This window comes from Streptomyces sp. NPDC004111 (genome assembly GCF_042874215.1).
Taxonomy (GTDB): domain Bacteria; phylum Actinomycetota; class Actinomycetes; order Streptomycetales; family Streptomycetaceae; genus Streptomyces.
The window spans coordinates 255558-267591 of the sequence record NZ_JBIAMU010000006.1; the positions used below are offsets into that span (position 1 = coordinate 255558).

2 protein-coding genes are annotated in these 12034 nt (G+C 75.5%); both read left to right on the plus strand.

All coding sequences use genetic code 11. The annotated features are described in order from the left end of the window. The first annotated feature begins 7 nt into the window (after window positions 1-7). Entirely contained in the window at window positions 8-1432 is a 1425-nt protein-coding gene (locus ACFYVL_RS15125; RefSeq protein WP_389244663.1) for a serine hydrolase domain-containing protein, read from the plus strand. Window positions 1433-1884: 452 nt separating this feature from the next. Next, window positions 1885-12006: an amino acid adenylation domain-containing protein gene (locus ACFYVL_RS15130; protein ID WP_389244665.1), complete on the plus strand. Its 10122-nt coding sequence runs from the start codon at window positions 1885-1887 to the stop codon at window positions 12004-12006. Window positions 12007-12034: the final 28 nt, after the last annotated feature.

The following is a 12034-nucleotide window of genomic DNA, read 5'->3' on the forward strand; positions in this document are numbered from 1 at the left end:
AACCCCCATGACGACCGCCGCTTCCCCCTCCGTCTCCCCCTCGGCCCACCCGGCCCCGGTCGCCCCCTCGGTCCACCCGGCCCCGGTCGACGCGGGCCTGCTCGGACCGCTGCTCGACCGGCTGATCCGCCGTCATGCCGTACCCGGCGCGCAGCTCGCCGTCACGCACCGGGGCGTCACCTCCGTGGTGACGGCCGGTGAGGAACTGTTCGGCGGCGGGCAGCCGGTCACCCCGGAGTCCCGCTTCCCGCTCGGATCGCTCACCAAGCCCTTCACCGCGACGCTCCTGATGACCCTCGTGGACGAGGGAGAGATCGAACCCGACGAACCGCTCGGCGAGCAGTTCCCCGAACTCGCCCCCGTGGTCGGCGCGTTCGGCTCTCTTCTGACGCTGCGTCATCTGCTCTCGCACACCGGTGGCCTGCCCGGCAGCCACCCGGCCGCCCGGCCGCCCGCGGACCGGGCCCGGTACGTCAGGGACGCCTGCGCACAGGGCCCCCTGTCCCCGCCGGGCACGGCCTTCTCGTACTCCAACATCGGCCCGGTGGCCGCGGGTCTGGTGGCCGAGCTGGTGCTCGGCATGGACTGGGAGGAGGCGGTCGACTCCGTCCTGTGCCGCCCGCTGGGGCTGCGCCCGGTGTTCGTCACCGCTCCGGGGGCGGCGGCGCACCACGTGTCCGGGCACGCCGCGGCACCCCGCCTCGGTACCGCCCGCCCGGTCGCGCAACTGCTGCCGCCGGTCGAGGCCCCGTCGGGCGGACTCGCGCTCAGCGCCCCCGACCTGCTGCGCTTCGGCACGCTGTTCGCGGACGCCCCGGTGCGCCCGCTCGCCCCGCTGCTGCCCGCGCCCCGGATCACCGAGGGGATGCGCCGGGTCCAGCCGCACACGGACGCCTTCGGCCTGGCCGACGCCTGGGGGCTCGGGCCGGCGCACTACCTGGCCGCCGGCGGCGGGACCTGGGTCGGCCACGACGGCACCGGCGACGGCACCTCCTGCCATCTGCGCATCGAGCCGCGGGAGGGCACCGGGGTAGCCCTGACCACCAACGCGGGCACCGGGCTCGCGCTCTGGGACGACCTCGTCGCCGAACTGGGCGAAGCCGGGTTCGACGTCGCCAGCCACCCCTTCACCAGGCTGCGCGGCGAGGTCCCCGAGGCCCCCGACGAGGTTCTGGAGCGATGCCTGGGCACCTACCGCAACGGCGCCACCGAGTACCGCCTGGTCCGCGACTCCGAAGGGGTGCGGCTCGACCAGGGCGGCCGGCCCTTTGCCCGGCTGGCCGTCCGGGCCGACCTGACGTTCTCCGTGATCGAACTGACGACGGAGAGGACCTGTTACGTGGGCCGCTTCGTCGAGTCGGCGGGCACCGGGCGCATCGACCGGCTGCAGATCAGCGGCCGACTCGCCGTACGGAGCGGGAGGGCGGCCTGAGAAGGGCGGCCGGGAGCGGGGCGCGCCGGTAGCGGGGCGCATCCCCGGCCGCTCGCGCACGGAGGCCGGGCCCGTCCCTTCCGGACATCGGGCCCGGCCGCTTCCGGGCGCCCGCACCAGGACCGTCCTCTGCGGGCGTCGGCGTCCCGGACCGCTCTTTGCGGGCGCCCGCACCCCGGCCCGCTCTCTTTGGCCGCCCGCGCCCCGGCGCCCGTACCACGCTCGCCCTTTCCGGGCGCCCGCACCCGGAGCCCTTCCGGGCGCCCGCACCCGGAGCCCTTCCGGGGGTTCCGCGCCCCGGGTCCCTACCCAAGTCCCCGCCCCACGCCCAAGACCCGCCGAACCCCACTGATCCGCCCAGGGCCCACGAGGCCCACCCGGGCGCCCGAGCCACCCCAGGCCCTTCGCGTCACCCCGGGCCCTTCGAGCCAACCGAGGCAGGAGACACCAGCATGTCGCACGAGGCGGCCACCCCGGACCCGCGTCATCCCCACGCCACCGGCGGTACGGCGACGGGCCGCACCCCGCGGCAGCCGGTCCCAGCGGCCCCCACCGCCGAGACCCTGCCCCGGCTGCTGCGCCGCCGGGCGGAGCGCCACCCGGAGGCGCCCGCTCTGGTGCACGAGCAGGCCACGCTCTCGTACGCCGAACTGGACGCCCGCACCGACCGGCTGGCGCACCTGCTGGCCGACCGGGGCGCCGGACCGGGCAGCATCGTGGCCCTCGGCATGGCCCGCGGGCCCGAACTCGTCCAGGCGGCACTGGCCACGGTCAAGGCGGGTGCGGCCTTCCTGCCGGTCGACCCGGCCTACCCGGCCGAGCGGATCGCCCACATGCTGACGGACGCGGCGCCGCAGCTGCTCCTGGTGAACGGCACCGGCGGGCCGAGCGACGGCGCCGGCCGCACGGACATCGCGGACCGCACAGACACTGCGGACCGCACAGACACCTCCGGCATCACCGTCACCTCCGGCCTCGGTGAACTCGTCGGCCCGACCGGTCCCACCCAGGTCCTTGACCTCGCCTCCGCGGACGTCGCCCAGGCCCTCACCGCCCCCCGCGACGGACGGCCGCCGCTGCCCGAGGGCCACCCGCTGGACACCGCGTACGTCATCTACACCTCCGGCTCCTCCGGCCGGCCCAAGGGCGTCGCCGTGCCGCACCACGGTCTCGCCGCGCTGACCGCCCAGCACGTGGCGAGGCTGGGCGCCGGGCCCGGCTCCCGGGTCCTGCAGTTCGCCAGCCCCAGTTTCGACGCCTCGGTCTTCGAGCTGTCCATGGCACTGCTCACGGGCGGCGCGCTGGTGCTGGCCGACAGCGCCCGGCTGGTCCCGGGACCGGACTTCGCCCGGCTGCTGAGGGAGCAGCGCATCACCCACGTCACCCTGCCGCCCGCCGTACTGGCCACGCTGCCGGACGACGCGATACCGGCCGGAGTCACCCTCGTCACCGCGGGGGAGGCCTGTTCGGCGGACGTCGCCGCGCGCTGGGCACCCGGCCGGCTGATGGTCAACGGATACGGGCCCACCGAGTCCACCGTCTGCGCGACGATGAGCGACCCGATCGCGGGCGACGGCACCGCGCCCGACATCGGACGCGCGGTCGTCGGCACCCGGGTGCACGTCCTGGACGACCGGCTCAGGCCGCAACCCGTGGGCGTACCGGGGGAGTTGTACGTGGCCGGGGACGGCCTGGCCCTGGGCTACCTCAACCGCCCCGGGCTGACGGCCGAACGTTTCGTGGCCGACCCGTTCGGCCCGTCCGGCAGCCGTCTCTACCGCACGGGCGACGTCGCCGAACTGACCGCGGACGGGGTGCTCCGCTACCGGGGCAGGAGCGACGACCAGGTCAAGATCCGCGGCTTCCGGATCGAACCGGGCGAGGTCGAGGCGGCCGTCCTGACCCACCCGCTGGTGGCCGAGGCCGCCGCGAGCGCGCCCGAGGACGCACAGGGCCACCGGCGGCTGGTGGTCCACGTACGCGCCGTCGCCGACGCGCTCGCCCCGACCCGCGCCGAACTCGTCGCGCACCTGCGGCAGTCGCTGCCCGAGCACCTGCTGCCCGCCGCGGTGGTCGCGGTGGAGTGCTTCCCGCTCACCCCCTCGGGCAAGGTGGACCGGACGCGGCTGCCGGCCCCCGACTGGTCGGCCCGTCACCTGGTCCACGTTCCGCCGGTGACCCCGGCGGAGCGGGCCGTCGCCCGGGTCTGGGCGGAAGTGCTCGGCACCCCGGACGTCGGGACCACCGACGACTTCTTCGACCTCGGCGGCGACTCGCTGCTCGCCGCCCGGGTGCTGAGCCGGCTGAAGCGCACGTACCCCGGCGCGCTGAGCCTGCGCGAACTGCTCGACGCCCCCACCGTGGCCGCACTCGCCACCCTGCTTGAAGCCCCGGCCCCGGGCACGGCCCTGCTCGAAGCCCCGGCCCCGAGCACGGCCCTGGGCGCGGCCCCGGCCCCGGGCGCGGCCCCGGCCGTCGGTGCGGACATGGCCACCGGAGAGCCTCGGGCCGTCGGTGCGGACATGGCCACCGGTGAGACCCCAGCCATGGGCGCGGTCCCGGCCGCCGATGCGAACACGGCCACCGGCCCGGATGCTCCGGAAGCCGCCGGTGCCGTCGCGCCGTCCCCCCGCCCGGACGGGCCCGCGCACGGGCCCGCGCACGAGGCTGCGCGCGGGCGGACCGCGCCGATGTCCTTCGCCCAGGAGAGCCTCTGGTTCCTCCACGAAAGCTCGCCCGACCTCGGGCGCTTCGGCACCGCCGTCGGTGTCGAACTCACCGGCCCGCTCGACCCCGACGTGCTGCGGGCCGTGTTGCGCACCCTGATCGCCCGGCACGAGGCCCTGCGCACCACCTTCAGGCCCGGCGAGCACGGCGGCCTCCAGGTGATCCACGAACCCGGCGAGCCCGCGTTCGAAACGGCGGACCTCCGCGCCCTCGACGACGACGCGGCGGCGGCCGAGCGCGAGCGGCTGCTCGCCGCCGAGACCGCGCGCCCGTTCGACCTGGTCGAGGGCCCGCTGCTGCGCACCCTGCTGCTCCGGCTCCCCGGCGAGCGGCACGTCCTGGTGCTCAACCAGCACCACATCATCACCGACGGCTGGTCCACCCGGGCCCTCGTCCAGGAACTCCTCGACCTGTACGAGCGGACGGCGACCGGCAGCACATCCGCCCAGTCCGCCCAGTCCGCCCAGTCCGCCCAGTCCGCCGGGTCCGCCGCACCGGCCCCCTTCCACCAGTACGCCACCGCACAGCGGCAGCACGCCGGGGAAGGTGCCTGGGACGCCGGGCTCGACCACTGGCGGACCGCGCTGGCCGGCCTGCCGCCCCTCGACCTCCCCGCCGACCTGCCCCGCCCGGCCGTGCGGCGCGGCACGGGCGCGCTGCACAGGTTCCAGGTGCCCGCCGACGTCGCCCAGGGCCTGCGGGCGCTGTCCCGCAGCCGCCGGGCCACGGTCTTCATGACGCTCACCGCGGCCGTGCACACCCTGCTGGCCCGGCACAGCGGCCAGCACGACTTCGCATTGGGCATCGCCACGGCAGGCCGGCCGGACGGCGGCTACGAACGGACCCAGGGGTTCTTCGCCAACCTGGTGCCGCTGCGCGGAGTCCTCGATCCCGAGCGGCCGTTCACCGCGTTCCTGGACTCCGTACGGGAGTCCGCGCTGGCCGCCGTCGAGCACGGCGACGTTCCCTTCGACCGGCTGGTGGACGCGCTCCGGCCGCCCCGGGAGCCCGGCCGGATGCCGCTGCTCCAGGCCGTGGTCACCTACCAGGATGCACTGGTGTGCCCCCGCACCGTGGCAGGCCTCGCCGTGGCCGAGGCCCGACTGCCGCGCACCAGCACCCGGTTCGACCTGCTCTTCGAGTTCTGGAACGACCGCGGCACCCTCACCGGAGGCATCGAGTACAGCACCGAGCTGTTCACCGCCGCCACCGTCGCCCGGCTCGCCGGCCACCTGGCGGGACTGCTGCGGTCCGCCGTCGCCGACGCGAGCACACCGGCCGGTGCGCTCGCGCTGACCGGCCCCGGGGACGAGGCGGCCCGGCGGGCCAGGGCCGACTGGCACGACACGGCGGTGGACTACCCGCGCACCGCCCGCGTGCACGAACTCTTCGAGGCGACCGTACGGGCCGCCCCCGACGCGGTGGCCCTGGTGCACGAGGACACCACCCTCGGCTACGGCGAGCTCAACCGGGCCGCCAACCGGCTGGCCCGGCGCCTGGTCGCGCACGGCGTCCGCCGGGGCACGCTCGTCCCGGTCTGCGCACGCCGCAGCCCCGAACTGATCATTGGACTGCTCGCGGTGCTCAAGGCGGGCGGCGCCTACGCGCTGCTCGACACCGGCCTGCCCGCCGAGCGGCTGCGGCTGATGTTCGAGGACCTCGACGCTCCGCTGGTGATCGTCCAGCCCGGCCACGAGGAGACCGTACGCGCCGCCCTGCCCGGGGCGAGCGCCCCCGTGCTCCTGTCGACCGCCGACCCGGCGGCCGGCCACGAGGAGAGCGACGACCTGGCGCTCCCGGGCAGCGCGGACGACCCCGCCACGGTGATGTTCACCTCCGGCTCCACCGGCCGCCCCAAGGGAGTGGTCGCCCCGCACCGCGCCACCGTACGTACCTTCGTCGGCACCGACTTCGCGCACTTCGGCCCCGGCGAAGTGCTCCTCCAGACGGCGCCGATCTCCTGGGACGCCTTCTCGCTGGAGCTGTTCGGCGCGCTGCTGCACGGTGCCCGGTGCGTCCTCCAGCCCGCGCCGACCCCGGAACCCGAAGCGATCGCCGAACTCGTCGCCCGGCACTCCGTCACCACCTGCTGGCTCTCCTCCAGCCTCTTCAACGTCATGGCACAGGACCATCCCGAGGTCTTCGGCAAGCTCCGCCAGGTGATGACCGGCGGCGAGGCCGTCTCGGTCGAGCACGCGGGCCGGGTCCTGCGGGCCCACCCCCACCTGCGGCTGGTCAACGGCTACGGCCCGGTGGAGAGCATGGTGTTCGCGACCAGCCACCGGATCACCGCGCGCGACCTGGAGCGGGCCTCCGTGCCGATCGGCAGGCCGCTGGCCAACACCCGGGTGCACCTGCTCGACCCGGCGGGCCGGCCGGTGGCCGACGGGGTGCCGGGCGAGGTGCACATCGCCGGCGACGGCCTGGCGCAGGGCTACCTCAACCGGCCCGAGGAGACCGCCGCCGCCTTCGCACCCGCCGCCTTCGACCCCGAGGAACGCCTCTACCGCACCGGCGACCTGGCCCGGATGCTGCCGGACGGGGTGCTGGAGTTCCTCGGCAGGGCCGACGACCAGATCAAGGTGCGCGGCTTCCGGGTGGAGCCCGGGGAGATCGTCGCCGCGCTGCTCAGGCTGCCGGAGATCACCGACGCCGTCGTGCTGGCCCTGCCGGACGGCGCCGGCTCCCGCAGGCTCGTCGGGTACGTGGTGCCGCGGCCCGGCGGCCACCGGCCGGAGACCGCCTGGCTGCGCACCGTACTGCGCGAGACCCTGCCCTCGTACATGGTGCCGTCCGCGTTCGTCGTGCTGGGCGCGCTGCCGCTGACCACGTCGGGGAAGCTGGACCGGGCCGCGCTGCCCGCGCCCCAAGTGGTCTCCGAGCGCGTCCACCTGGAGCCGAGGGACGAGAAGGAGCGACTGCTCGCCGGGATCTGGGCCCTCGTGCTGGGCGTCGCCCGCGTGGGGGTCGAGGACAACTTCTTCGACCTCGGAGGGGACTCCATCCTCACGATGCGGGTCGCCGCCCGCGCCCGCACCGAGGGCCTGCTGATCCGCTCCGGCGACGTGATGCGCCACCAGACGGTCGCCGCGCTGGCCGCCGTGGCCCAGTGGGCCGCCGACCCGGCCGCCACCGCCGAACAGGGCCCCGTCGAGGGCGAACTGCCGCCCACCCCCGTCCAGCGCTGGTTCCACGGCACCGACCCCGCCCGGCCGGGGCACTTCGACCAGACGGTACGCATCGACCTGATCCCGGGCGTGGACGGCGCCGCGCTGGAGCGGGCGCTGCACGGCCTGGTGACGCAGCACGACGCGCTGCGGCTGCGCTTCACCGACGGCACCGGCCACCACGCCGAGGTGCCCGACCTGCCGGGCACACTGCTGCGCACGGTCGACCTCGGGGTGCTCTCCCGCGCCGAGCAGGACACCAGGATCGACGCGGCGGCCGGGCACGAGGAGCAGTTCGACCTCGCCCGGGGCCCGCTGTTCGGCGCCACCCTGTTCCTGCGCGGTGCGCGCAGGCCGCCGGTACTGGTGCTGGCGGCACACCACCTGGTCGTCGACGGAGTGTCCTGGCGGGTACTGCTCACGGACCTCGCGACCGCCTACGACCGGGCCGCCGGCCCCGGTGCGGACACCGCGGTCGACCTCGGCCCGAAGACCACCTCGTTCCGGGCCTGGGCCCGGGAGCTGGACGAGCGCACCGCGGCCGGCGGGTTCGAGAAGGAGCGGGAGTACTGGCAGGGCGTCCTGGACGCCGACGTGCCCCGGCTGCCCCGCGACCTGCCGGGCAGCGCCACCGCGGGATCGTCGCGCACCCTCACCGTGGGGTTCACGCCGCAGGAGACCGAGGCACTGCTGCGGGACCTCCCCGCCCACTACCACGGCAGCCCCGACGACGTGCTGCTGAGCGCGCTGGCCGGCGCGCTCGCCGGGTGGACCGGCGGCCCAAGGGTGCGGATCGACCTCGAAGGGCACGGCAGGACCGAGAGCGGCAGCACGGACCTGTCGCGCACCGTCGGCTGGTTCACCTCCCTCTACCCCGTCGTCCTGGACGTCCCCGCCGGGGCCGCCGCCACGACGCCCGCCACGACGCCCGCCACGGACTGGTCCGCCCTGCTCAAGAGCGTCAAGGAGCAACTGCGTGCGGTACCGGGCGACGGCATCGGGTTCGGCGCGCTGCGCACCGCGTCCGACCACCGGGCCGAGCGCGACCGCGGCGCCGAGATCAGCTTCAACTACCTGGGCCGCTTCGAGGAGCCGCCCGCCGGGACCCTGTTCGCCGCCGCCACCCGGCCCCGGATGGCGCTGCGACAGGCACCGGGGAACGTACGGCCGCACCTTCTCGACGTCGTCGCCGTGCACGGCGAGCACGGACTCGAACTGCTCTGGCAGTACTCCGCCGACGTGCACCAGGAGGCCACCGTCCGCCGGATCGCCGAGGCCACCGCGCACGCGCTGCGCGCCCTGGCCGCCCACGCGGCCGACCCGGCCGCCCACGGGCACACCCCGTCCGACTTCCCGCTGCTGCGCCTCGACCAGCCGGGCGTGGACCGGCTGACCGGCGACGGACGGACCGTGGAGGACCTGCTGCCGTTCAGCCCGATGCAGGCCGGAATGCTCTTCCACTCGCTGGAAGCGACCGTCGAGACCGGCAGGCAGGACGCCTACTTCGCCCAGTTCGCCTTCGTCCTGGACGGTGTGGACGACGACGCGCTGCTGGCGGACGCCTGGCAGCACGTGGTCGACCGCACGCCCGTGCTGCGCACCACGATGGCCGAGTCCGAACTCGGCGAGCCCGTCCAGCGGGTGCTGCGCGAGCTGCGGACGCCGCTCACCCGCCTGGACTGGACCGAACTCGACGACGAGGGACGGGCCGCCGGCCTGAAGCAGCTGTTCGCCGACGACCACGCGCTGGGCGTCGACCTGACGCACGGGCCGCTCACCCGGCTGACGACGGCACGCCTCCCCGGCGGTCCGCTTCAGGTGCTGTGGTCCTTCCACCACGCGCTCCTCGACGGCTGGAGCCTCTACCACGTGCTCTGCGACCTGTTCGCCGAGTACACCGCCCTGCGCACCGGGCGCCCGCAGCGACGGGCCGCGACCAGGCCGCCGTACCGCGACTACCTGGCCTGGCTGGACGGCCAGGACGCGACCGAGGCCAAGCGGTACTTCGAGGAGCGGCTGCGCACCTTCACCGCGCCCACCGCGCTGCCCTTCGACCGCAGGCCCACCGCCCAGCACCGCGCCCGGTCCTCCGCACGGCTGCGCACCGGCCTTCCGGCCGGGCTCTCGGCCCGCGTCCACCGGGCGGCGCGCGAGCGGAAGGTCACCGTCAACACGCTCGTGCAGGGCGCCTGGGCGGTGCTGCTGTCCCGGCTCGCCGGACAGCACGACGTCTGCTTCGGGGCCACCGACTCGGGCCGCCCCGCGGACCTGGACGGCGCACAGGAGATGGTGGGGCTGTTCATCAACACCCTGCCGGTACGCACCCTCGCCGACCCGCGCGCCGAACTCGGCCCGTGGCTGCGCGACCTCCAGGACGGGCAGGCCCAGGCCCGCGCCCACGCGCACCTGCCACTGCCCGCGATCCAGGCAGCCGGCGCCATCGCCGCCCCCGCCCGGCTCTTCGACAGCGTGCTGGTCTTCGAGAACTACCCGGTGGACGACGACGCCCTCACCGTCGGCGGCCTGTCCATGCGCGACATCCAGGCCGACGCGGAAACCACCAACTACCCGCTGTCCGTGGGCATCTACCCCAACGACGAACTGACCTTCTCCTTCGCCTACGACCCGGACCTCTTCGACGGGCCGACCGTGGCCGGCCTCGCGGAGAGGCTCGGGCTGCTCCTGGGCGGGATCGCGGCCCCGCCCCGCGGCGCCGGCACCCGGCTGATGGACCTGCCCTGGCTCACCGGGGACGAACGGGCCCGGCTGGCCGCCCGCAACGACACCGCCGTCGCCGAGGACGGGCACACCGCCGTCGAGCGGATCACCGCCCAGACCCGGCGCACCCCCGACGCCGTCGCCCTGCGGGACGTACGCGAGAGTCTCGACTACGCCGAACTCGCCCGCCGCTCCGACGCGCTGGCCGCACGGCTGCGGGCGGACGGCATCGGCGCCGAGGACCTGGTGGCGGTCGCCATGCGGCCGTCGGCCCGCCTGGTGGTGGCCCTGCTCGCGATCTGGAAGGCGGGCGCGGCCTACGTACCGCTCGACCTCCAGCACCCGCCCGCCCGACTGGGCATGCTGCTCGCCGACTGCGGCACGGGCCGGCTGCTGGCGGACCGGGAGGGCGCGGACCTGCTGCACGGAGTGCTGCCGCCCGGCTGCCGGCTGAACATCCCCGACGACACCTGCCCGGACACCGAGGTCACCGCACCCGTGCCGCCCGCCCCCGGGCACGCCGCCTACGTGCTCCACACCTCCGGCTCCACCGGCACCCCCAAGGGCGTGGTCGTCGAGCACGGGGCGCTGGCGCACTACCTGGCGCACGCCGCCGAGACCTACCCGGGGCTGCGCACCTCCTCCCTGCTGCACTCCTCGATCTCCTTCGACCTCACCGTCACCGCGCTGTGGACCCCGCTCACCGTGGGCGGCACGGTCGTGGTGGCGCCGCTGGAACCGGACGCGCTGGCCCAACTGGCCGACACGGGGACGGCGGTGGGGTTCGTGAAGGCGACGCCCAGCCACCTGCCGCTGCTCGCCGGGCTGCCGGACGTCGCGGCAGGCACCGCCGACCTGGTGGTGGGCGGCGAGCAGTTGCTCGGCGAGACGCTGGCCGACTGGCGCACCGCCCACCCGGACAGCGCGGTCTTCAACGAGTACGGCCCGACCGAGGCGGCCGTGGGCTGTGTCGTGCACCGGGCGGACCCCGCCGAGCCGGTGGCCGCCGGAGCCGTACCCATCGGGGTGCCCATCCGCAACATGCAGGTCCACCTCCTCGACGACACCCTCCAGCCGGTGCCGGACGGTGCCACGGGCGAGCTGTACCTCGGCGGCCGGGGCCTGGCCCGCGGCTACCGGGGCCGCCCCGGCCGGACCGCCGAACGGTTCGTCGCCAACCCCCACGGCGCGCCCGGCAGCAGGCTGTACCGCACCGGAGACCTGGCCCGCCGCCGCGCGGACGGCGTCGTCGAGTACCTCGGCCGCACCGACGACCAGGTGAAGGTACGAGGATTCCGGATCGAACTCGGCGAGGTGGAGAGCGCGCTCGCCGGCCACCCGCAGATCGCCGCGGCAGCCGCGGCGGTGTTCGACGGGGTGCTGGGCGCGCACGTGGTGACCCGCGGCGGGCCGCACGCCCCGGACGCGGCGGAGCTGCGCCGCTACCTGGCCGGGCTGCTGCCCGAGCACATGGTTCCCGCGGAGTTCGCCCTCCTGCCGCGGCTGCCGCTCTCCACCAACGGAAAGGTCGACCGTGCCGCGCTGGTGCGGCCCGCGGGACGGCCCGCTGCCCCGCCGGAGCGCCCGGCCCCGAGGACCCCCACGGAGGAGGCGCTCGCCGGTATCTGGGCGACGGTGCTCGGGGTGCCGGAGGTGGCCGCGCACGACGACTTCATCGCCCTGGGCGGTGACTCCATCCGCAGCCTGAGCGTCACGGCCAACGTCCGCAGGGCCTTCGGGGTCTCCCTGTCGCCCCGGGACGTGATGACCGCCAGGACCGTCGCCGAACTGGCGGAAGTCATCGAGGAAAAGGTGCTGGCCGACGTCCTCGGCACCTTGGGCACGACCGCCGAAGAGGCGACCGGCGAAGAGCCGACCGCCGAAGAGGCGACCGGCGAGGAAGCGACCGCCGAACGAACGACCGCCGGGGGAACCACCGGCGAAGGAACGGGCAGCGAATGAACGGGCAGCGAGGCATGAGGAGTACGAG